This is a genomic window from Actinomadura sp. WMMA1423 (genome assembly GCF_006547145.1).
Taxonomy (GTDB): Bacteria; Actinomycetota; Actinomycetes; order Streptosporangiales; family Streptosporangiaceae; genus Spirillospora.
The window spans coordinates 934,723-956,123 of sequence record NZ_CP041244.1 but is presented as its reverse complement, the minus strand read 5'-3'; the positions used below and the strand labels follow the sequence as shown (position 1 = coordinate 956,123).

At 73.8% G+C, this 21,401-nt stretch carries 19 protein-coding genes; 6 read left to right on the top strand and 13 right to left on the bottom strand.

The window, feature by feature from the left end:
- The first annotated feature begins 6 nt into the window (after nucleotides 1–6).
- The 4 genes from FKD65_RS04790 (at nucleotide 7) to FKD65_RS04775 (ending at nucleotide 4,898) form a co-directional block, all read left to right on the top strand.
- Nucleotides 7–1,968, top strand: a complete 1,962-nt coding sequence (locus tag FKD65_RS04790) for a biotin carboxylase N-terminal domain-containing protein (RefSeq protein ID WP_141576336.1) — start codon at nucleotides 7–9, stop codon at nucleotides 1,966–1,968.
- A complete protein-coding gene (locus tag FKD65_RS04785; RefSeq protein ID WP_141576335.1) occupies nucleotides 1,965–3,119 on the top strand; it encodes an acyl-CoA dehydrogenase family protein in 1,155 nt (384 codons plus the stop codon). The genes FKD65_RS04790 and FKD65_RS04785 overlap by 4 nt, the downstream gene beginning before the upstream one ends.
- 90 nt (nucleotides 3,120–3,209) lie before the next feature.
- Complete coding sequence (locus tag FKD65_RS04780) at nucleotides 3,210–4,493, top strand: RDD family protein (protein WP_141576334.1); 1,284 nt, start codon at nucleotides 3,210–3,212, stop codon at nucleotides 4,491–4,493.
- A gap of 156 nt (nucleotides 4,494–4,649) precedes the next feature.
- Nucleotides 4,650–4,898 carry a hypothetical protein gene (locus tag FKD65_RS04775; protein ID WP_141576333.1) on the top strand — a complete coding sequence of 83 codons (249 nt, stop codon included), beginning with the start codon at nucleotides 4,650–4,652 and terminating at the stop codon, nucleotides 4,896–4,898.
- 83 nt (nucleotides 4,899–4,981) lie between these two features.
- Here the strand turns inward: FKD65_RS04775 and FKD65_RS04770 are convergent, their stop codons facing one another.
- The 5 genes from FKD65_RS04770 to FKD65_RS04750 form a co-directional block, all read right to left on the bottom strand.
- Nucleotides 4,982–5,548 (bottom strand): AAA family ATPase, encoded by a 567-nt coding sequence (locus FKD65_RS04770; protein ID WP_141576332.1) that lies wholly within the window; start codon nucleotides 5,546–5,548, stop codon nucleotides 4,982–4,984.
- Nucleotides 5,545–6,603 (bottom strand): enolase C-terminal domain-like protein, encoded by a 1,059-nt coding sequence (locus FKD65_RS04765; RefSeq protein WP_141576331.1) that lies wholly within the window; start codon nucleotides 6,601–6,603, stop codon nucleotides 5,545–5,547. Before FKD65_RS04765 ends, FKD65_RS04770 begins: the two co-directional genes overlap by 4 nt.
- Nucleotides 6,604–6,747: 144 nt before the next feature.
- Complete coding sequence (locus tag FKD65_RS04760; RefSeq protein WP_141576330.1) at nucleotides 6,748–8,226, bottom strand: LCP family protein; 1,479 nt, start codon at nucleotides 8,224–8,226, stop codon at nucleotides 6,748–6,750.
- Nucleotides 8,227–8,413: 187 nt separating this feature from the next.
- Nucleotides 8,414–9,850 carry a GuaB1 family IMP dehydrogenase-related protein gene (locus FKD65_RS04755; protein WP_141576329.1) on the bottom strand — a complete coding sequence of 479 codons (1,437 nt, stop codon included), beginning with the start codon at nucleotides 9,848–9,850 and terminating at the stop codon, nucleotides 8,414–8,416.
- 356 nt (nucleotides 9,851–10,206) lie between these two features.
- Nucleotides 10,207–10,479: a hypothetical protein gene (locus FKD65_RS04750; RefSeq protein ID WP_141576328.1), complete on the bottom strand. Its 273-nt coding sequence runs from the start codon at nucleotides 10,477–10,479 to the stop codon at nucleotides 10,207–10,209.
- Nucleotides 10,480–10,567: 88 nt separating this feature from the next.
- Here FKD65_RS04750 and FKD65_RS04745 point away from each other — a divergent pair, with 88 nt between their 5' ends.
- Entirely contained in the window at nucleotides 10,568–11,482 is a 915-nt protein-coding gene (locus FKD65_RS04745) for an Lrp/AsnC family transcriptional regulator (protein ID WP_141576327.1), read from the top strand.
- Nucleotides 11,483–11,539: 57 nt separating this feature from the next.
- Here FKD65_RS04745 and FKD65_RS04740 read toward each other — a convergent pair whose 3' ends face one another.
- From FKD65_RS04740 to FKD65_RS04720, 5 genes are all read right to left on the bottom strand, one after another.
- On the bottom strand, nucleotides 11,540–13,135 hold the full coding sequence (locus FKD65_RS04740; RefSeq protein ID WP_240809968.1) for a Na+/H+ antiporter: 1,596 nt from the start codon (nucleotides 13,133–13,135) through the stop codon (nucleotides 11,540–11,542).
- A gap of 74 nt (nucleotides 13,136–13,209) precedes the next feature.
- Nucleotides 13,210–14,088 carry a LysR family transcriptional regulator gene (locus FKD65_RS04735; RefSeq protein ID WP_141576325.1) on the bottom strand — a complete coding sequence of 293 codons (879 nt, stop codon included), beginning with the start codon at nucleotides 14,086–14,088 and terminating at the stop codon, nucleotides 13,210–13,212.
- Between the two features lie 81 nt (nucleotides 14,089–14,169).
- Nucleotides 14,170–15,735 carry an MFS transporter gene (locus FKD65_RS04730; protein ID WP_141576324.1) on the bottom strand — a complete coding sequence of 522 codons (1,566 nt, stop codon included), beginning with the start codon at nucleotides 15,733–15,735 and terminating at the stop codon, nucleotides 14,170–14,172.
- Nucleotides 15,735–15,998 (bottom strand): ubiquitin carboxyl-terminal hydrolase 14, encoded by a 264-nt coding sequence (locus tag FKD65_RS04725; protein WP_141576323.1) that lies wholly within the window; start codon nucleotides 15,996–15,998, stop codon nucleotides 15,735–15,737. Before FKD65_RS04725 ends, FKD65_RS04730 begins: the two co-directional genes overlap by 1 nt.
- Before the next feature lie 32 nt (nucleotides 15,999–16,030).
- Nucleotides 16,031–17,065, bottom strand: coding sequence for a GDP-mannose 4,6-dehydratase (locus FKD65_RS04720; RefSeq protein WP_141586362.1), 1,035 nt, complete (start codon nucleotides 17,063–17,065; stop codon nucleotides 16,031–16,033).
- 179 nt (nucleotides 17,066–17,244) lie between these two features.
- On the opposite strand from FKD65_RS04720, the gene folP reads away from it, so the two are divergent.
- Nucleotides 17,245–18,099, top strand: a complete 855-nt coding sequence (gene folP / locus FKD65_RS04715) for a dihydropteroate synthase (protein ID WP_141576322.1) — start codon at nucleotides 17,245–17,247, stop codon at nucleotides 18,097–18,099.
- Nucleotides 18,100–18,285: 186 nt separating this feature from the next.
- Here the strand turns inward: folP and FKD65_RS04710 are convergent, their stop codons facing one another.
- The 3 genes from FKD65_RS04710 to FKD65_RS04700 form a co-directional block, all read right to left on the bottom strand.
- Nucleotides 18,286–18,846, bottom strand: a complete 561-nt coding sequence (locus tag FKD65_RS04710; protein ID WP_141576321.1) for a CGNR zinc finger domain-containing protein — start codon at nucleotides 18,844–18,846, stop codon at nucleotides 18,286–18,288.
- Nucleotides 18,847–19,180: 334 nt separating this feature from the next.
- A complete protein-coding gene (locus FKD65_RS04705) occupies nucleotides 19,181–19,753 on the bottom strand; it encodes a hypothetical protein (protein ID WP_141576320.1) in 573 nt (190 codons plus the stop codon).
- A 280-nt stretch (nucleotides 19,754–20,033) separates the two neighbouring features.
- Nucleotides 20,034–21,368: a pyridoxal phosphate-dependent aminotransferase gene (locus FKD65_RS04700; protein ID WP_141576319.1), complete on the bottom strand. Its 1,335-nt coding sequence runs from the start codon at nucleotides 21,366–21,368 to the stop codon at nucleotides 20,034–20,036.
- Between the last annotated feature and the right edge of the window lie 33 nt (nucleotides 21,369–21,401).

The following is a 21,401-nucleotide window of genomic DNA, read 5'->3' as shown; positions in this document are numbered from 1 at the left end:
CGAACAATGATCAACAGAGTGCTGGTCGCCAACCGCGGCGAGATCGCCCGCCGCGTCCTGCGGGCCTGCCGGGACCTCGGCATCGGGACGGTCGCCGTCCACTCCGACCCCGACGCGGCCGCGCCGCACGTCCGGGAGGCCGACACGGCCGGGCGGCTGCCCGGTGCGTCCCCGGCGGAGACGTACCTGTCGGCGGAGCGGCTCCTCGACGTGGCGAGGCGCGCCGGGGCCGACGCCGTCCACCCGGGCTACGGGTTCCTGTCGGAGAACGCGGACTTCGCGCGGGCCGTCACCGAGGCCGGCCTGACCTGGATCGGCCCGCCGCCCGAGGCGATCGCCGCGATGGGTTCAAAGATCGAGGCCAAGAAGCTGATGGCCGCGGCGGACGTCCCCGTGCTCCCCGAGCTCGACCCCGCGCAGGTCACCGAGGCGGATCTCCCCCTGCTGGTCAAAGCGTCCGCGGGCGGCGGCGGACGCGGCATGCGCGTCGTCCGGGCGCCGGAGGAACTGCGCGACGCCGTCGCGGGCGCGCGGCGGGAGGCCGAGTCCGCGTTCGGCGACCCGACCGTGTTCTGCGAGCCGCTGCTGGAGAACGCCCGGCACATCGAGGTGCAGGTCCTCGCCGACGCGCACGGGACCGTCTGGACGCTCGGCGAGCGCGAGTGCTCCGTCCAGCGCCGCCACCAGAAGATCGTAGAGGAGGCGCCGTCCCCGGCCGTCGCGCCCGAGTCGCGCGCGCGGCTGTGCGAGGCGGCGGCGAGCGCGGCCCGCGCCATCGGGTACGTCGGCGCCGGCACGGTCGAGTTCATGCTCGCGCGCGACGGCCGCTTCTACTTCCTGGAGGTCAACACCCGCCTCCAGGTCGAGCACCCCGTCACCGAGTGCGTGTACGGGGTGGACCTCGTCCGGCTGCAGATCGAGGTCGCCGAGGGCGCCCGCCTGCCGGAGGCGCCGCCGGAGCCGCGCGGCCACGCCATCGAGGTGCGCCTGTACGCCGAGGACCCCGCGCAGGACTGGCGGCCCGCCAGCGGCACGCTGCACACCTTCGAGGTTCCGGGCGTGGACGCCGAGTTCGCCGTGCCAGCCGGGCACGGGCTGCGGCTCGACAGCGGCGTGGAGAGCGGTTCCGAGGTCGGCGTCCACTACGACCCCATGCTCGCCAAGGTGATCGCGTGGGCGCCGTCCCGGTCCGCGGCCGCGCGCAGGCTGGCCGCCGCGCTGCGCCGCGCCCGCGTCCACGGCCTGACCACCAACCGCGACCTGCTCGTCCGGGTCCTGGAGGAGCCCGCCTTCCTGGACGGCGACACCGACACCGGCTACCTCGACCGCGTCGGCCTCGACACCCTGGCCGCGCCGCTCGCGGACGAGGCGGCGGTCCGGGTCTGCGCGCTGGCCGCGGCCCTCGCCCGGGCCGCCGCGGACCGGGCGGGCGCCCGCGTGCTCGGCGGCCTCCCGTCGGGCTGGCGCAACGTGCGCTCCCAGCCGCAGCGCAGGGTGTTCCAGGGACCCGGCGGCCCGGTGGAGGTGGACTACCGGCTGGACAGGAACGGTCTGACCTCCGAGCTGTGCCCCGGCACGGCGCTGCTCTCCGCCGCGCCGGAACGGGTCGTCCTCGACCACGGCGGCCTCCGCGAGACCTTCACCGTGACCACGGCCGGGGACTCGGTGCACGTCGACTCCCGCCTCGGCTCCGTGACGCTCGCCGCCGTCCCGCGCTTCGCCGACCCGAGCGGCCAGATCGCCCCGGGCTCCCTGCTGGCCCCCATGCCCGGCACCGTCGTCCGCGTCGAGGCAGGGCCCGGCGCGAGCGTAGCCGAAGGGCAGACCCTCGTCGTCCTGGAGGCGATGAAGATGGAGCACCGCATCGCCGCGCCGTCCGCCGGGACGGTCGCCGAAATGAACGTCGCCGCGGGGCAGCAGGTCGAGTCCGGCGCCGTCCTCGCCGTCATCGAAGGGACCCCCGAATGAGCTTCGTCGAGACCGAGGAGCGTCAGGCGCTGCGCGCGGCCGTGGCGGAACTCGGCGCCAAGTACGGCTCGTCCTACTACGTGGAGAAGGCCAAGTCCGGCCAGAAGACCGACGAGCTGTGGGCCGAGGCCGGGCGGCTCGGCTACCTCGGGGTCAACGTGCCGGAGGAGTACGGCGGCGGAGGCGGCGGCATCGGCGACCTCGCCGCCGTGTGCGAGGAGCTCGCCGCCGCGGGCTGCCCGCTGCTGCTCATGGTCGTGTCCCCGGCGATCTGCGCGACGATCATCGCCAGGTCCGGCACCGGCGACCAGAAGGCGCACTGGCTGCCGCGCTTCGCCGACGGCTCGGTGAAGATGGCGTTCGCGATCACCGAGCCGGACGCCGGATCCAACTCGCACCGCATCACCACCACGGCGCGCCGCGACGGCGACGGATGGGTGCTGAACGGGCAGAAGACGTTCATCTCCGGCGTGGACGAGTCGGACGCCGTGCTGTTCGTCTCCCGCACGCAGGACCAGAAGGGCAACCTGCGGCCCTCGCTGTTCATCGTCCCGACCGGCACGCCCGGTTTCTCCTGGACCCCGATCGACATGGAGATCGTGTCGCCGGAGAAGCAGTTCATCTGCCACCTCGACGACGTCCGGCTGCCCTACGAGGCGCTCGTCGGCGACGAGGACGGCGGCCTGCTCCAGCTGTTCGCCGGCCTCAACCCCGAGCGCATCATGGCCGCCGCGATGGGCGCCGGGATCGGCCGCCTCGCGCTCGGCAGGGCCACCGGCTACGCCAGGTCGCGGCAGGTGTTCCGGACGCCGATCGGCGCGCACCAGGGCCTGGCGCACCCGCTCGCCGCCGCGAAGATCGAGCTGGAGCTGGCCCGGCTGATGGGGCACAAGGCCGCCTGGCTCTACGACGAGGGCGACGACGCGGGCGCCGGCGAGGCCGCGAACATGGCCAAGTACGCCACCGCCGAGGCCGCGATCCACTGCGTCGACCAGGCCATCCAGACCCACGGCGGCAACGGCCTCACCACCGAGTACGGCGTCGGGATGCTGGCCGGGGTCGTCCGGCTCATGCGCATCGCCCCGGTCAGCCGCGAGATGATCCTCAACTACGTCGCGCAGCACTCCCTGGGGCTGCCGAAGTCCTACTGACATTGCGGTGGCGACGCCCGGACCGGGCGGCCTAGACTCCTGGCGTTCCCCGCTTTGAGCCAACAGAAGACCGCGACCCGAGGGACTCCCGTGTACGGTCCGCCGCCCGTCCCGCTGCCCGCCGCCGAGCCCCTGCCGCCCGCCCCGCCCCCCGCCGCGGCCCCGCGGGGCCGCCGCCTGGCGGCCTGGGGGATCGACGCCGGCGTCCTCCTCGGCGCCGCGATCCTCCTCGGCATGATGACGTGGGGACGGCTGAACGGGCTGCTCGGCGACGGGCTCTGGGGCGACGCGCTGTCGGCGGGCGGCGGGCTCCTGCTGACCGGCGGCGACGTCCAGCAGGCCGCCGAGGACTTCGGCACCGGCATCTGGAACACGGCCGTGAGCGCGGTCGAGCAGGCGCTGCTGCTGCTCGTCCTGGTCGAGTTCCTGCACCAGTTCGCGGGTCAGGCCCTCGCCGGCCGGACCCTCGGCAAGGCCGTCCTCGACCTGCGAGTGGAGAAGGCCGGCTCCGCCGAGTCGGTCAAGTCGGCCAAGGCCAGGGCGCTGCGCCGTTCGCTGGCGACCACGGCGGGCGGCACCGGCCTGTACTGCACCGCGTGGATCCTCCTCCTGCACGGCCTCTTCTTCCTCTCCCTGGTGATGTGGCTGGCGGCCGTCGCGTTCTTCCTGGCCAACAGTGCGCCGACCCTCGTCGGCGCCCGCCGCCGCGGCCTCGCCGACCTGCTGGCGGGGACGGTCCTGGTGCGAGCGGACGGCTACCGGCGCGCCGCCGAGGCCGCGCGGCAGGGCGCGGTCATCGCCTGGGACGGCACGCAGGCGGCGGGCCAGATCGCGGGCCAGGCCGTGCGTGAGAACGCGGCCCGCCTCGCCCAGGCCGAGTCGATGCAGCGGGCACTGCGGTCCGAGCGCGCCCGGCAGGTGCAGGATCTGGGCCGGCGCTCCGCCGCCCGCGTGCAGGGCGCGATGCAGGGCGAACGGGCGCAGCAGGTCGGCGACGCCGGCAAGCGCGTCGGCGGTCGGCTCAAGAACGCCTACCAGGAGCGCCGCGACGCGCGGCGCCGACCGCTGCCCCCGCAGCCGGAGCAGCCCGCCCTCCCGCCGCCCGCGCCGCACTACGACCCCTACGCCCAGCCGGGCCAGTACGCCCAGCCGGGCCAGTACGTGGAGCCGGGCCAGTACGTGGAGCCGGGCCAGTACGTGGAGCCGGGCCAGTACGTGGAGCCGGGCCAGTACATGGAGCCAGGCCAGTACATGGAGCCAGGCCAGTACGGTCAGCCGGGCCAGCCCGGTCCGTACCCTCAGCCGGGCCGGCCCGGGTACGCCCAGCCCGGCCCGTATGAGCCTCCCCAGCAGCACATGCCGCCGCAGCAGTGACCCTCCGAGCGCCGGGTTGACGCCCGGGCCGCCCAAGTCCCGCCGAATCCCCTACTCTCCGCCTTTGCTCACTGTTAGTAGTCATTACGTTACGCAGAGCATGCAGCGGGAAGTATCGCCACGCAAGCACCTGATACCAGATCGAAGGGGATCATCATGAAGCGGTTTCTTGCGGTTCTGGCTCTCGCCGCCGGGGCGACGCTGGCCGGCATCACCGGCATGACCGCCTCGGCGTCGGCCGCCACCGGTCCGGAGGCCGCGGCGCCGGACGCCATCGTGTCGGCCGCCATGGCGTCCGCCGACACCGCGAACGAGTCCGCGCGGAAGCACGGCCGCCACCACCACCACTGCGGCGACCACAACGTCAACATCAACAAGAACGTCAACATCAACATCAACGACTGACGCGGCGGCCTCCCCGCCCGGCGGTCGACGCTTCCGGCGGGCGGGGGCCATCTGGCGGAGACCGCACGGTCTCCGCCAGAACGTCATCCGACCAGCGCGTCCAGTTGCGACTCCAGCGACCGGGGCGCGCCGAGGCGGTTGTCCACGGCCGTGTGGGGGACCGGAGGCGGCGTTCCGGGCAGCATCCGGGCCACGAAGGCGTCGAACGCCGCCAGCTTGCCGGCGTCACGGGGCGAGCCTCGCTCCTCCAGCCGGCTCCGGAGGGTCTCGGCGTCCGTCCGTATCCAGACCAGGTGCACCGGCGGCCCGCCCAGGGACGCGCCCCACTCGCTCCAGCGCGCCGGGTCCCGGATCTGGCCGGTGAACGGACCGCTCAGCAGCACCGGGCAGCCGTGCGACCGGATCTCGCGCGCGGTGGCGGTCATCCCCGCGTACTCGTGCGGCTTGACGTGCGCGTCGTACCAGGCCCCCTCGCGCTCGCCGGGATCGCGCGAGGACGCCGCGAGCGTCGCCTCCACGAACGGACCGAACATCGTGTCCTTGTCCAGCAGTGCCGGCACGGGCCGCAGCCGCCGCAGCAGCAGGTCCGAGACGGTGGTCTTGCCCGAGCCGGGCGGCCCCGCCACGACCCAGGCCGGGGCGGGCGTCACGCCGACAGGCGCATGCGGCGGGTCGCCAGCCGCTCGATGCGCTCCTCGTCGACCTCGTGGCCGAGCCCCGGCTGCGTGAGCGGCACCCCGACGACGCCGCCGGACGAGCGCACCGGCGGCGTCACGAACACCGGGCCCCCGGCAGGGTCGGACACGTCGCTCGGCAGCGTGCAGCCCGGCAGGGCCGCGAGCGCGACCGCGGCCGCCTGCCCGATGCCGAACGCGCCGCAGCCGCTGCACCACACGTCCCAGCCCGCCGCGTACGCGAGGTCGTGGGCGCTGCGGGCCGCGGTCAGCCCGCCGAGCCGGTCGAGCCGCAGGTGCAGGGCGCGGCCCGCCTCCAGCGTGAGCGCCGCGTCCAGCGTCTCCAGGTCGCCCACGTCCGGGGCGACGGCGCTGCTCACCCGCAACTGGAGCCGGGCGTGCGCGGCCAGCTCGGCGGCCGGGAACGGGCGCTCGATCGCCGCCAGGCCGTAGGCGTCCAGCGCCTCCAGCACCGCCAGATGCTCCGGCGACTCGGTGTAGGCGTGGCCGGCGTCGGCGACGAGGGCCAGCGCCGGGTACGCCTGCCGGATCGCGCGGACGGGCTCCACGTCCCAGCCGGGCCGGACGTCGAGCGTGACGCGGGTGTGGCCCGCTCCAACGGCCTGGTTGACGCGGGTCGTGACCGTGTCGAGCGCCGGCTCGGGGGAGATCCGCGCGCCCGTCACGATCGAGGTGCGGGTCCCGCCGAGGGCGTGCGAGAGCGGCAGCCCCCGCGTCCGGCACCACAGGTCCCAGCAGGCGGTGTCCACGGCCGCCGCGGCCTCGCGCGCGCCGAGGTCGGCGGCGGCGGACACGTCCTCGGGACGGTCCCAGTCGAGCCCGATGAGGGCCGGGCCCATGCGCGTCTCGATGTCCGCCCACGCCGCGCCGGGGTCCGCGGCCCCGGCCGGGACGGCCATCTCACCCCAGCCGACGGCGTCGCCGCCGGAGAGGCGGACGAGGACGCTCTCCGGCCGCCGCCCGCGCGGCATCCTCACGCGGAAGGCGTCGCAGCCGTGGATCCGAGGCACCGCACCAGCCCTTCGAAGTAGGGGTCCTTCCTCAATGATCCCCCCTCCCCGGACCAGGAAGGACAAACCACGCGGGGCAGGACCGCCGCGGCCGGACCGGCACGGGCCCCGGGACGGGCACGGGCGGCGGACCGGGCCGGCCGGTCAGGGGCAGCTGCTCTCCAGCGACACGGGCTTGGAACTCGGCTTGGCCGACTCGCCGCCGTCCGGTTCGCCCGGCGACTCGCTCGGCGACGCGCTGGGCGAGGCGGTGGGCGAGCCGCTCGGCTTGGCGCCGACCTGCCGCGGGGCGCTGCTGACGGCGTCGGCCGCCAGCGCGCGGATCTTGTGGAAGTCCGGGTTCCCGGTGTAGATCAGCGGCGGGACGAACTGCAGGCTCCTGATCTCCGCGCCGTTCTTGACCCGGTTCGACAGCTTCATCAGGGCGGGCAGCAGCTCCTGCGGGATGTCGGTCGACAGCGTCCGCTTGGCCGCCGCGGCGAGCTTGTCGAAGCTGGTGAGCACCGTCTGCGGGTCGGCCTGCTCGGCGATCGCCCGCATGAGGCACTTCTGCCGGCTCATCCGGACGTAGTCGCTGCTGTTGGTGCGGGACCGCCCGTACCAGAGGGCCTCCTTGCCCTTCAGCGTCCGGTACCCGGGCTGAAGGACGCCGCCCTGCAGCCCGTACGGGATCGGCTCGGTGATCTTGAGCTTGACGCCGCCCATGGCGTCGACGATGTCGGCGAAGCCGAACATGTCGACGAGGATGTAGTAGTCGACGTGCAGGCCGAGGACGCCGGCGACGGTGGCCTTCAGCAGTTCGGGCCCGCGGCGCTTCTTGGCGACGCCGGGCACCACGTCGGGGTGGTTCTCGGCGTACTCGTAGACCTCGTTCAGCAGACCCGGGTTCTGCGGGCCGTCGCCGGTGAAGCCGTAGGGGAACCGGTCGCGGGCCGGGCCGGGCGGCATCGGGAACTTCTCCAGGTTGCGCGGCAGGCTCAGCAGCACCGTGTCGCCCGTCTTGGTGTCGACGCTGGCCAGCGTCACGCTGTCGGTGCGCACGCCGGTGCGGTCGGCGGCGGAGTCCCCGCCGAGCAGCAGGATGTTGACGCGGGCCTGCCCGTTGAAGGGGTCCTCGGTGTCGACGGGCTTGCCGTTCTCGCTGCCGGTCCGGAAGATGCTGGTCAGCGCGTCGCGGTACACGTAGGTGCTGTGCGCCGACCACGCCACCGGCACCGCGACGGCGAAGCACATCACCGCGACGGCCCCGGCGCCGAGCGTCCGGGCGCTCGCCGCGAGCCGCGCCGGGCGCAGCAGGAGGTAGGAGCGGACGACGACGAGGATCCACAGCACGCCGAGCGAGACGATCGTGGCGGAGGCCCGCTGCAGCACCGCGGGCTGGACGGCGTAGTGGACCAGGTCGGAGCGGTAGACCGTGGCGGCGCCCGCCAGCGCGGCGAGGATGGCAAGGTACAGGGCGAGCAGGAGCCCGCCGGCGACCCGGCGTCCCGTGACGAAGTGCGCGACACCCCAGACCAGGGCGGACGCGAGCGTCAGCGCCAGCGCGCGGGGAAGGCCCCCGGCGCCGCCGGAGGTACCCTCATCGTCCCTGTTCCGGGCACGCCCACTCGGCGACCGACCCATGTACGCTCCGATTCCCACCCACGGTGAATTAAGCCTCGGCTCACATTATTGACGCGTCGAACCGGGCAAAGGTTGCGTAAGAGTCGATCGCATGCGAGCGGATGCGGCCTTTGTTGCAGATGGTCAGGATAGTGAATCCGACGCCGTTCGGGGAGCCGGACGGATGATCACTGCCCGGGAGCGCCCTTTACCAGCTGCTGGACAGCGGCTTGCCCTCGGCGTAGCCGGACGGGCTCTGGATCCCGATCGTGGCGCGCTCGTGGAACTCCTCCAGGGTCCGGGCGCCCGCGTAGGTGCACGAGCTGCGCAGCCCCGCCACGATCGAGTCGATCAGGTCCTCCACCCCGGGCCGCTGCGGGTCCAGGAACATCCGGGAGGTGGAGATGCCCTCCTCGAACAGCGCCTTGCGGGCCCGGTCGAAGGGGGAGTCGTCGGCGGTGCGCAGGCGCACCGCCCGGGCGGACGCCATCCCGAAGCTCTCCTTGTACAGCCGTCCGTCGGCGGCCCGCTGCAGGTCGCCCGGCGACTCGTAGGTACCGGCGAACCACGAGCCGACCATGACGTTCGCCGCGCCGGCCGCGAGCGCCAGCGCGACGTCGCGCGGGTGCCGGACGCCGCCGTCCGCCCACACGTGCCGGCCGAGCCGGCGCGCCTCGGCGGCGCACTCCAGCACCGCCGAGAACTGCGGGCGGCCGACGCCGGTCATCATCCGGGTGGTGCACATCGCGCCGGGGCCCACGCCGACCTTGACGATGTCGGCGCCCGCCTCGATCAGCTCGCGGGTGCCCTCGGCGGTCACCACGTTCCCGGCGGCGACCGGGACGGCGGGGTCCAGCCCCCGGACCGCGGCGAGCGCGCTGATCATCTTGTCCTGGTGGCCGTGCGCGGTGTCGACAACGAGCAGGTCGGCGCCCGCCTCCAGCAGCGCCTTGGCCTTGCCGGCGACGTCGCCGTTCACGCCGACCGCCGCGGCGACGCGCAGCCGGCCCCCGGCGTCCACGGCCGGGCGGTAGAGCGTGGCCCGCAGCGCGCCGGTGCGGGTGAGGACGCCGGCGAGGCGGCCCTCGGCGTCCACCACGGGGGCGAGGCGGTGGCCGCGCTCGTGCAGCCGGTTGAACGCCTCCCGCGGGTCGACGCCGGCGGGCAGCGTGACCAGGTCGCGGGACATGATGTCGCGGAGTTGGGCGAACCGGTCGACGCCCATGCAGTCGGCCTCGGTGACGACGCCCACCGGGCGGTCGTCCTCGACGACGATCACGGCGTTGTGCGCCCGCTTGGGCAGCAGCGCGAGCGCGTCCCCGGCCGTGCTGGAGGGGTCCAGCCGGATCGCGGTGTCCACGACCAGGTCGCGGCCCTTGACCCAGGAGATGACCTCGGAGACCACCTCGACCGGGATGTCCTGCGGGAGCACCGCCACGCCGCCGCGCCGGGCGACGGTCTCGGCCATCCTGCGGCCGGACACGGCCGTCATGTTGGCCACCACCAGCGGGACGGTCGTCCCGCTGCCGTCCGAGGTCGCCAGGTCGACCTCCAGGCGCGACCCGACCGAGGAGCGGCGGGGGACCATGAAGACGTCGTTGTAGGTGAGGTCGTGAGCGGAACGCTCACCGTTCAGCAGGTGCACGGCTGTACTACACACCAATCGCGTTCGCAGTGGCTGGGCCACCGTACATTCTCAGCCATACCCGGCGATGCTCCCGCCAGGAACCTCCGTGCGGGGCCGGTGGCCGCTCCCTATGCCGCAGGCAAAGCCGTGACCAGGGGTGATGACACTGTGTCCCCCGGGGGTGTCGAGTGTCGTCTGCGGTCCCCCTCCCGCCTTCTTCCAGGCATAACGGAAGTGAGTCCGTACGCCTGGTGGAAAACGGTGCAACGTGAGGCTTGGCTCTCTGTAAAGTTACCTCTTGACGTAACTGTGCCCCCGATGCACTTTTCTTACATGTGCCTCGCGCGGACGGCCGATCCGCCGTAGGGGGTGGGTCAGCAGAACACCGGGAGAAGCGCATGCAGGTCACGCACGTGGACGCGGTCGGCCATGCCCGCCCGCGCCGCGGGCCGTCCCAGCCTGGCGGCGATCACCGGAGCGGGCACGGGCGGCCGGCGCGTCCACCGCCACATCGCCGGACGCGCCGCGTGCGGCGCGGGCCCGGCAGCGTTGCGCTTTTGAACGGGTTTGTGCGGCATCCGAAACGTCGCCGCCCGGAACCGGTCACCGACGCTTCGACGGCTGCCGGGGCGGGCGAACACGAGCAAGATCAATATTTGACGTCATACCGTCTCGAAATGGAATGATCTTGCAGTTGCTGGCGAAACGATTCATCAGATGTCGAGGAGGAGAGCCGTGCTGGATGCGGTCGACGCCGTGCTCGTCCGCGAGCTCCAGCGGGATGGCCGGGCGACGTTCCAGGCGCTGGCCGATCGCGTCGGGCTTTCCCGCACGGCTGTGCGGGCACGGGTGCAGCACCTTCTCGAAACGCAGGTCGTCCGCGTCGTCGGCATCGTGCACGCCGCCGTCGTCGGCGCCGAGGCGATCGGGCACGTGTCGGTCACCGTGGAGGGGGCGGCCAGGGAGGTGGCCGAGAGCGTCGCCGAGCGCGCCGCGGTCAGCTTCGCCGCGCTGACGGCGGGCCCGTACGACCTGGTCGCGCAGGTGCGCACCCGCGACGACGCCGCGCTCGCCGCCGAGGTGGACCACATCAGGTCCGTCGCCGGCGTGCGCGCGGCCGAGGTGTTCCGGTCGGTGGCCACCGTGCGCGACACGCACGCGGTGGTGCGCGAGCTCGGCGAGGTCACCCTCGACGACATCGACTGGCGGCTGCTGCACGAGCTGCAGCGCGACGGGCGCGCCCCCTACACCCGGCTCGCGCACGTGATCGGGCTTTCGCAGGCCGCCACCCGGGCCCGGGTGGTCAGGCTCATGCGCACGGGCGTCATCCAGGTGACGGGCCTTGCCGACCCGCTGGCGCTCGGCGCCGCCGAGCTCGGCGGGTTCGGGCTGGTGGTGACGGGCGGGCTGCGCAAGGTCGCCGAGGCGGTCGCCGCCCAGGACGGCGTTCGCTACCTGGCGACCGGCTTCGGCCGCTACGACATCGTCGGGCAGGTGGAGGCGGCCTCCCGTGCCGAGCTGGTGGCCGTGTTCGACGCCATCCGGTCGGTGTCGGGGGTGACGGTGCGGGAGTCCTGGCACCACCTCGACGTGGTGAAGGAGTCCTACGCCGTCCAGCTGCCCGAGCAGCCCCTCAACGGGGCGGTCTGACCGGGTACCGGCGCCTCGGCCACGGCGCGACCGTGGCCGAGGCAGCGTCCCGCCCCGCTAGTCGCGGCTGAGCGCGACCTCCTCCAGGTCGAGTTCCCACATGACGCTGGTCAGGACCTCGTCGTCGATGCGGCGCTCGTCCCGCATCCGTACGAAGACCTGGCGCTCGGCCATCAGCATCTCCCGCCGCAGGCGCCGGTACGTCGCCGTCGGCACCTCCTCGCCCTCCGGGCCCGTCCCGCCCCCGAGCCGCTCCCAGGCGCGCAGCTGCCGGTGCTCGGCGAGCCGGCGGAGCCGCTCCACCACCGAGGGGTCGAGCCGCTCCGCGGCGTTCAGCTCCTCCAGGCGCTCCAGCGAGGCCTGCGCGGCCGCCTGCTGCGCGCCCGCCAGGGCGACGGTGTCGGCGTAGCGCTCCCGGTCCCCGCCGATTCGGAGCAGGCGGATCAGCGCGGGGAACGTCAGGCCCTGCACCAGCAGCGTCCCGAGGACGGTCGTGAACGTCAGGAACAGGATCAGGTCGCGTCCCGGGAACGGGCCGCCGCCCGAGATCATGAACGGGACCGCGAAGGCGGCGGCGAGCGAGACCACCCCTCTCATGCCCGCCCACGAGATCACCACGAGGCCGCGCCAGCCCACGTTCGGCAGCTCGCGCTCCCGCCGCGACAGCAGCCGCGGGATCTGCGAGGCGGGGAACACCCAGGCGAACCGGGCCGCGACCGTGACGGCGAACACCGCGACCGCCCACCAGGTCAGCTCCTGCCAGCTCCGCCCCGACAGCGCGTTGACGACCGGGGGGAGCTGGAGGCCGATGAGCAGGAAGACCACGGATTCGAGGACGAAGACCAGGACCTTCCAGAAGGAGTGCCCGATCAGCCGGGTCACCGCCGTGGACTGGGTCTCGCGGTTGCCGAGGTACAGCCCGCTGACCACCACGGCGATCACCCCGGAGGCGTGCACGCTCTCGGCGATGAGGTAGGCGGCGAACGGGGCCACCAGCGCGACGCCGTTCTCGACCAGCGGGTCGTTCAGCCGGGTCCGCAGCCAGTGCAGCGGCGGCCCGAGCAGCAGCCCGACCGCCGCGCCCACGACGGCGGCGAACAGGAACCGCCCGACGCCCTCCGCGAGCGTGAACCCGGCTCCCATCGCGGCGATCAGCGCCACCCTGAATGCGGTGAGCGCCGTCGCGTCGTTGAACAGGCTCTCGCCCACCAGGACGGTCACCGTCCGCCGGGGCAGGCCGAGGCGCTGGGCGATGCTCACCGCCGCGACCGCGTCCGGCGGCGCCACGATCGCGCCGAGCACGAACGCCGCCGCCAGCGGCAGGTCGGGGACGAGCAGGGACGCCGCGTATCCCACGGCGAACGTCGTGAAGAGCACCAGCCCCACCGAGAGCAGGCCGATCGACCAGACGTTCTCGCGCAGGTTCGTGAACGAGCTGTTCCAGGCCGCGGAGAACAGCAGCGGCGGCAGGAACACGAACAGAACGAACTCCGGGTCCAGTTCGAACTCCGGAACGCCCGGGACGAAGGAGAGGCCGAGGCCCGCGATCACCAGGACCAGCGGGGCCGACAGCCCGATCCGCCGGGCCGCCGCGGCCACCATCAGTGCGCTGACCGGTACGGCCAGCAGCCAGAGCGCGTGCGTGGTATCCACCCGCCGAATCATGGCATGACCAGGCCCCGGTCGGCGCGGGGCGGAAGGCCCCGGCGGGCGGGGCGGGAGCCGGGTCAGCGAGCGGGGTGGTCGCGGGGCGTCTCCTTGGCGAAGGTCAGGAAGTCGCGTGCGGCGGGAGGGAGCCTGCGGTGCGCGTGCACGAGCCCGATCATGCGGGTGAGCGGCGGCATGAACGAGCGGACCGTCACCCCGTCGGTGTCGTCGATCTGGTTGCGGTACCAGAGTAAGGAGCCCCGGCCGGCGCGGACCCAGCCGAGCCAGGCGCCGCGCTCGTCGGACTCCACCGCGGCGACCGGCCGCGCGCCGATCCGCCGCAGCATCGTGTCGATCTCGGCGCGGCGGGCGCTGCCGCGGGCGGGCAGGACGAGCCGCATGCCGTCCAGCGCGGCGGGCGGCACGGGCTCGCGGACCTTCAGCGCCTGCGGGGAGATCAGCACCACCTCGCGCTGCTCGAACGGGTGGGCGGTCATGTCGCCGGGGACGGGCAGGTCGGTCAGCGCCAGGTCGGCGCGGCCCGCCCGCAGGGCCGCCGCGATCTGGTCGCGGTCCCCGCAGCGGACCACCCGGACGCGCACGGCCGGCTGCCTGCGCGCGAAGCGGGGGATCAGGCCACCGGTCAGCTCCGGCTCGAGCGACGCGGTGACCGCGATGCGCAGCTCCGCGCCGCGCCCGTCGGCCCGGTTGACCGCCAGCCCCTCGATGGCGTCGACGGCGTCCAGCGCGACCCTGGCCTGGCGGACGACCTGCTCCCCGGCGGGGGTGAGCACGACGCCCCGGCCGGACCTCGCGAACAGCTCCAGGCCGAGCTCGCGCTCCAGCTCGCGGACGGCCCGCGACAGCGCGGGCTGGGCCACGTAGAGGGCTTGGGCCGCCGACGTCATCGTGCCGTGGTCGGCGGTCGCCACGACATAGCGCAGCTGCCGCAGGTTCATGGACCGACCGTATGCCAACGAACCGCTCCGGTCCTGGACATAGCCGGATTCGGACCGGGAATCAGCGGACCGGCGCGGGGGTCAGGCCCGGGGGCCCGGCGCGGTCCCGCCGGCGTGGTCGGCCGGGACGGTCTCCGGTTCGGGCTGCAGCTGCGGGGCGCCGACCCCGCACTGCCTCCGGCATTCCGGCACGACCGATTCGCCCGACGGCGTCTGCAGCGCGTCGCTGCCGACCGTGAGGAAGCACAGCACGGCCCCGGCCGCCAGGAGCGCGGCGCACGCGACCATCGCGATCCGGAACCCGTGCGAGAAGGCGACGGGGTCGGTGTAGGCGTCGCCCGTCAGCCCCGCCAGCGGCGGGATCGCCGCCACCGCGAGCAGCCCGGCGGCCCGCGCCACCGCGTTGTTGACGCCGCTGGCCACGCCCGCGTGGCGGACGTCGGCGGTGGCGAGGACGGTGGCGGTGAGCGGCGCGACCACCGCCGCGAGGCCCAGCCCGAACACCACCACGGCCGGCAGGACGTCCCGGACGTAGGAGGTGCCCGCCCCGATCCGGCTCACCAGGAGCATCCCGAAGGCCGCCACCACCAGGCCCGCCGTCATCGGCAGCCGCGGGCCGATCTTCTGCGCGAGGGCGCCCGCGCGCGCCGACAGCAGCAGCATCAGCACCGTGACCGGCAGCAGCGCCGTCCCGGCGGCGATGGGCGAGAACCCGCCGACGACCTGGAGGTTCAGCACGAACAGGAAGAACAGCACGCCCATCCCGCCGTACATGATGAACGTGACGACGTTGACGGCCGAGAACTGCCGCGAGGCGAACACCTCCAGCGGGAGCATCGGCTGGGGCGCCTCCCGGCGCGCCCGCCCGGACGGCAGGTGCCGCCCGCCGCGCAGCCGCTCGACCAGCACGAACGCGACCGCCGCGCCGAGCCCCGCGATCGCGGCGGTGGCGATGACCGGCGGGGCCGCGCCCCCGCCCGGCGCCTCGGTCAGCGCGTACGTCGTGCCCGCCAGGGCCAGCGCCGCCAGTACCGCGCCGAGCACGTCGAAGCGCCCGCGGGCCTGCGGGTCGACGCTCTCCGGGACGTGCCTGACCGCGACCAGCACCACGACGGCGGCGAGGGGCACGTTCAGCAGGAACACCCACCGCCATCCCGCCGCCTCCACCAGCCAGCCGCCCACGAACGGGCCGACCGCGCCCGCGACGCCCGCGAGGCCCGACCAGGCGCCGACCGCGCGGGGGCGGTCGTCGGCCGTGAACGACGCCTGGATGATCGCCAGCGAGCCGGGGGTGAGCAGCGCCCCGCCCACGCCCTGCAGCGCCCGCGCCACGATCAGCGTCCCGATGTCCGGGGCCGCGCCGCACATCACCGAGGCGACCGCGAACCACACCACGCCGACCAGGAAGACCCGGCGGCGCCCGAACCGGTCCCCGAGGGAGCCGCCGAGCAGGATGAACCCCGCGAGCGTCAGCGTGTAGGCGTTGACCGTCCACTGCAGGCCGGCCATGTCGGCGTGCAGGTCGTCGGCCAGTCTCGGCAGCGCCACGTTGACGACGGTGGCGTCGAGCATCGCCACGCTCGACCCGAGCACCGTCGCCAGCAGGATCCAGCGTCCGAGACCCGTCCCCAGCCGGACGTCCGGCATCAGACGATCAGTTCGTCGACGAAGCACCACCGCCAGTCCTCGCCCGGCTCGAACGACCGGACGATGGGGTGCCCCTCCTTCTCGAAGTGCGCGGTGGCGTGCCGCCTGGGCGAGGAGTCGCAGCACCCGACATGCCCGCAGCCCAGGCAGAGCCGCAGGTGGACCCAGCGGGTGCCCTCCCGGAGGCAGTCCTCGCATCCCTGCGGGGTGTTCGGCGCCGGGTCCTCCGCCGGGAGGGACTGCACGTGCTCACATGTGGCCATACCTGAATCGTGCCACGGCCGCGGTAACCGGATCACCAATGATCGGGGCTGAAGGGCTCGTCCTCGGGGCGCGCGGACCGCGACAGCAGCCGCAGGTCGGACTGGACCATCATGGTCACCAGCCCCTCGAAGGTCACCTCGGGCTCCCAGCCGAGCTGCTCGCGGGCCTTCTTCGGGTCGGCGCACAGCAGGTCGACCTCGGCGGGACGCGTGTACCTGGCGTCCAGGACGACGTGGTCCTCCCAGTCCAGGCCCGCGGTGCGGAACGCGAACTCCACCAGCTCCCGCACCGACTGGGTCTGGCCCGTCCCGATGACGTAGTCCTCGGGGGAGTCCTGGGCCAGCATCATGCGCATCGCGCGGGCGTAGTCGCCCGCGTAGCCCCAGTCGCGCCGGGCGTCGAGGTTGCCGAGGCGCAGCTCGGTGGCGAGCCCCAGCTTGATGCGGGCGGCGCCCAGCGACACCTTCCGCGTCACGAACTCGGCGCCCCGGCGGGGCGACTCGTGGTTGAAAAGGATCCCGCTCACCGCGAACATCCCGTAGGACTCGCGGTAGTTCTGCGTGATGTAGTGCCCGTAGCTCTTCGCCACGCCGTACGGGCTGCGCGGGTGGAACGGGGTCTTCTCGTTCTGCGGCGTCTCCCGGACCATGCCGAACATCTCCGAGGACGACGCCTGGTAGAAGCGGATCTGCTCGCCGCCGGGCGTGCGGGACGTGCTGATCCCCGACACCACGCGGATCGCCTCCAGCATGCGCAGCACGCCCATCCCGGTGACCTCGGCGGTCAGTTCGGCCTGCTGCCACGACATCGGCACGTAGGAGATCGCGCCCAGGTTGTAGACCTCGTCGGGCTGCACCCGCTCCACCGCCGAGATCAGGCTGCCCTGATCCAGCAGGTCCCCGGTGGTGATCTGCACGTCGCCGATGTGCTTGCGCAGCCGTGACACATGGGGGTTCGCCTGCCCCCGCACCAGGCCCCAGACCTCGTATCCCAGCTCAAGCAGATGCTCGGCCAGATACGAGCCGTCCTGTCCGGTGATGCCGGTGATGAGTGCTCGCCTGGACAGCGGATCCTCCATGGCTGAAATAGGTCCGACGCGGGCCCACCACGGGACTAAACCCGTAACGAGCGTGATTTATGAGGTTACCGACCAGGACATGTCCATGACGAGGGAGGGCACGGTTTGGACCGAATTCCCTTCTGGTTCGCCCGCCGGGCCGCCGGTATGCCACGGTGAGACCCATCATGAGCTCACCGGACGCGCCGCCGCTGCGGCTGAACGGTCGCGACATCGGCCCGCACGCGATCATGGCCGTGGTGAACCGCACGCCCGACTCGTTCTTCGACCGGGGCGCCACCTACGGTTTCGACGAGGCCCTCGCCGCCGTGGACCGGGCCGTGGAGGCCGGCGCCGACATCGTCGACATCGGCGGCGTCAAGGCCGGCCCCGGGCAGGACGTCGGCGTCGCCGAGGAACTGCGCCGCGTCGTCGGCCTGGTCGCCGCCGTCCGCGACCGCCACCCCCGCGTCGTGATCAGCGTCGACACCTGGCGCGCCGAGGTCGGCGAGGCGGTGGCGCGGGCCGGCGCCGACCTGCTGAACGACACCTGGGGCGGCCCCGACCCCCGGCTCGCCGAGGTCGCCGCCGCGCACGGCGTCGGACTCGTCTGCTCCCACGCGGGCGCCCTAGCGCCCCGCACCCGCCCGCACCGGATCGGCTACGACGACGTCGTGGCGGACGTCGTCGCGCACGTGACCGCCGAGGCCGAGCGCGCCGCGTCCCTCGGGGTGCGGCGCGACGCGATCCTCATCGACCCGGCGCACGACTTCGGGAAGAACACCCGCCAGTCGCTGGAGATCACCCGCAGGCTCGGCGAGCTGTCGGCCACCGGCTGGCCGGTCCTGGTCGCGGTGTCCAACAAGGACTTCATCGGCGAGGCGCTCGGCCGCCCCGTCGACAAGCGCGGCGTCGGCACCATGGCCGTGCTCGCGGTCTCCGCCCTGCTCGGCGCCAGAGTCTTCCGCGTCCACGACGTCCCCGCCGCCCGCAAGGCCCTGACCGAGGTCTCCCGCCTCACCGCAGGACCCCCTGACGCCTGACGCCTGACCTCCCCTTCGCCCCTGCCCCAGGCGACCGACCCTCCGCGATCGCGTCCGAAGGCGGTTTCGAGCCTGCGAGAAACCGATCGCGCAGCGAGCCCCCAGGGCGAGCCGGAGCGATGCAGCGATCGCCCGCAGTTCCTTGGGGTCAGGCGCCCCCAGGCGCCTGACCCCAAGGAACTGCGATCAACTCGGAGCCGCTTCGCGCTGGCGGGCTCGGTAGGCGGCCACGTGCATGCGGTTGCCGCAGGTGCGGCTGTCGCAGTAGCGGCGGCAGCGGTTGCGGGACAGGTCGACCAGGACCCGCGAGCAGTCGGGCGCCTCGCAGGTGCGCAGCCGGTCCAGCTCGCCCGCCGCCACCACGTAGGCCAGCGCCATGCCGCAGTCGGCGGCGAGGTGCTCGCCGAGCGGCGCGCCGGGCGCGAAGAAGTGCACGTGCCAGTCGTAGCCGTCGTGGTCGGTCAGGTGCGGCGTGGTGCGGACCTCGCCCACGATCTCGTTGATCCGCCGCACGGCGGACGGGACGTCCCCGGCGCGGAACACCGCGTGGAACCGGTCGCGCAGCTCCAGCACGCGGGCCAGGTCGGCCGCGGTGAGCTGGCCCACGTCACTGAACTCGTTGCGATCCACGAACTCGCGCAGACCGGGCAGCCCGCCGAGCTCCTCGGCGCCGGAGCCCGTCGCGCTCGTGTTGATCAGGTCGACGACGACGGCGAGCGCGTGCTCGGTGTCATGAGTGAAGATCACGATGACTCCAGTCTCGGGGGACCCGGGCGGTCGGATGCCCGGCGTCGTCGCCGGAGCCGGAACGCGGCCCGTGGCCCCCACCATATGACGGCGACCGCGCACGTCGACGCCCACCCCGCCAGGCCGTGCTGGCGTCCCCGGTGCCCGCATCCAGGCGGAACGTTCCATTCGGAGGGGGCCTCCGCGGCCGCCCCGCGCGCCCGGGCATGGAGCATCGCCGCGGCGGACGATCGGTGCCGAGATGCTCCGCGAGATCGGGCGGGAGCACTGCCACGAGGCCCCCGCGGCCCTGAGCGAACCGCCTATCGCTCCGGCTCGGAGGCTCTGGAGGAAGTCAGCGCTCGTAGTGCGGGTCGGCGACGACCGGGTAGTAGGCGTCGGTGTGCTGGATGCGCATCGTGACGGCCGAGCCCTCCAGCGTGTAGTCCGCCTTCACCTGGCGGAACATCGAGTCGCTCGCCCAGGGGTTGTAGAGCCGTCCCACCGTGGCGCCGTACCGCAGGTGCACGACGTCGTAGCCGCCGGACGGCATCGCCTCCAGCGCGAGCCCGTCGGCCAGGGAGACGGCGAACCGGAACTCCGTGGGGGCGTCGGGGCCGTGGATCACCGTGAGCAGCCGCACCCCGCCCGCGGTCGTCTGCGCCACGATGTCGGTGTCGACGTCCACGCCGACGAACACCCGCAGGCTGGGGCGCAGCACCTGCGCGACCGTGTCGGCCGCCGCGACGTCGATGCCGAGGTGGATCCGCTGCCCGTCCCTGGTCGGCACCCACACTCCGTCACGGGCGCGCTGCCCCCAGGCGACGTCGGGATTCTCCATCTCCTGGGGCTCGTTCTTGCCCCGCGCGACCAGAATCCTGGAAGCGGCGCTCATCGCCGCGGCAGCCCCGTCCCGTGCGTGCCTCATGGCGGGCCCCCTCGCCTTCTTCCATCACTGTGTGCCATCGCGCTCGTCCTGGGTTTACCACGAGCGGGGCGGACAGGACTCCCGATGGCCTGTCGCCGGTCGATTCGCGACGTTCGCCCCGTGCGTCGTTGGACCTTACACCACGCTTATACGCGCCGGTCGGGCCGGGAGCAGATCCTTCGACCGGCCGGTTCCGGCACCGTGACGGTGCGCGCCCGGCGCCTCACGCAGGGGTCCGCGGGCCGCCCTTCGGCGGGCGGCCCGCGGACCCTCGTCCCCCTCAGGCGAGCGCGGGTTCACTCTCCGTGACGGCGGAGGAGAGGTCGTCGAGCACTTCGCTGAGCCGGTCCAGGGCACTCGCGATCCACGGGAGGGAGGCCGGGGAGGGGGAGGCCAGCGCGGCCAGGCGCTGCTCGTCGTCCTCTCCGTAGAGCAGGCTCGGCGCCACCCGCATGCGCAGCGCCGCGGGGGCGTCCCCGAAGGAGCTCCCCGGCAGGACGCCCACTCCGTAGCGCTCCAGAAGGAGGCGGGTGAGATCGGCGCTCGTGCGGACGCCGTGGCCGGCCTCCAGCGCGTCCCTCATCGGGCCGAAGTCGGGATAGACGTAGAAGGCCGCTTCCGGACGCGTGACCCGCGCGCCGGCCGCGGCGAACCGGTCGGCCACCGCGCCGGTGACCGCGGCGTGCAGGCGCCTGCTGCGGTCGACGTGCTCGACCAGCTCGGGGGGCTCGGCGAACGCGAACGCGGCGGCGTGCTGCATGGGGGCTGGGGCGCTGGACCAGATCTCGCTGGCCACCCCGAGCATGCTGTCGCGCAACGCGCGGCCGAACGGCCCCTCCGGCATCCGCGCCACCCCGATCCGCCAGCCGCCGGCCGCCAGGCTCTTGCTCAGCGCGGTCGTCACGACGGTCCGCTCCGGCGCGTACCGCGCCGGGCTCGGAACCGTCCCGCCGGGCGCGTGCACGAGGTCGCGGTAGATCTCGTCGGAGACGACGACCAGGTCCTGCTCGCGCGCGACCGCGCACAGCCGCCGGACGGTGGCCTCGGACGCGATGGTCCCCGTCGGGTTGTCCGGGAGCGTCACCACGACGGCCCGCACGTCGCGGCCCCGGGCGCGGGCCCGCACCACCGCGTCGGCCAGCAGCGCCGGGCTCGGGACCCCGCCCTCGCCCGGCGGGGTCGCGACGCGGATCGGCTCCACCCCCGCCAGCGACGCCTGCGCCGCGTAGCTCACCCAGCTCGGGGCCGCCACGGCGACGTCGCCGCCGAGCGCGGTCAGCAGGGCGAACAGCAGCGGCTTGCTGCCGGGGCCGGCGACGACCGTGGCCGGGTCGGTGGGCAGCCCGCGCCGGGCCCAGTACCCGGCCGCGGCGGCGCGCAGCGCGGCGGACCCGGCGACCGGCCCGTAGCCGCCCCGTCCCGCGGCGGCGCCGAGCTCGCGGGTCAGGGCGGGATGTATGGGGATCCCGGCCTCCCCGAAACCGAGGGGGAGCACGCGTTCGCCCCGCCTGCGCTTGCGGGCTATGGCCTCGTTGACCGCGAGCGTGGCGGACAGAGGGACCGGGCGCGGCTCGAACGACAGCGGCCGGACGGCGGAGCGGTTCTGGGCAGGCATGAAGACTCCAAAGAGGGCATGGCTGAAGCACGG

Coding starts and splice junctions, on each gene's coding strand:
- FKD65_RS04700 (WP_141576319.1), bottom strand. CDS start 21,368: ATGCCTGCCCAGAACCGCTCCGCCGTCCGGCCGCTGTCGTTCGAGCCG.
- FKD65_RS04775 (WP_141576333.1), top strand. CDS start 4,650: ATGAAGCGGTTTCTTGCGGTTCTGGCTCTCGCCGCCGGGGCGACGCTG.
- FKD65_RS04790 (WP_141576336.1), top strand. CDS start 7: ATGATCAACAGAGTGCTGGTCGCCAACCGCGGCGAGATCGCCCGCCGC.
- FKD65_RS04725 (WP_141576323.1), bottom strand. CDS start 15,998: ATGGCCACATGTGAGCACGTGCAGTCCCTCCCGGCGGAGGACCCGGCG.
- folP (WP_141576322.1), top strand. CDS start 17,245: ATGAGCTCACCGGACGCGCCGCCGCTGCGGCTGAACGGTCGCGACATC.
- FKD65_RS04760 (WP_141576330.1), bottom strand. CDS start 8,226: ATGGGTCGGTCGCCGAGTGGGCGTGCCCGGAACAGGGACGATGAGGGT.
- FKD65_RS04705 (WP_141576320.1), bottom strand. CDS start 19,753: ATGAGGCACGCACGGGACGGGGCTGCCGCGGCGATGAGCGCCGCTTCC.
- FKD65_RS04735 (WP_141576325.1), bottom strand. CDS start 14,088: ATGAACCTGCGGCAGCTGCGCTATGTCGTGGCGACCGCCGACCACGGC.
- FKD65_RS04730 (WP_141576324.1), bottom strand. CDS start 15,735: ATGCCGGACGTCCGGCTGGGGACGGGTCTCGGACGCTGGATCCTGCTG.
- FKD65_RS04785 (WP_141576335.1), top strand. CDS start 1,965: ATGAGCTTCGTCGAGACCGAGGAGCGTCAGGCGCTGCGCGCGGCCGTG.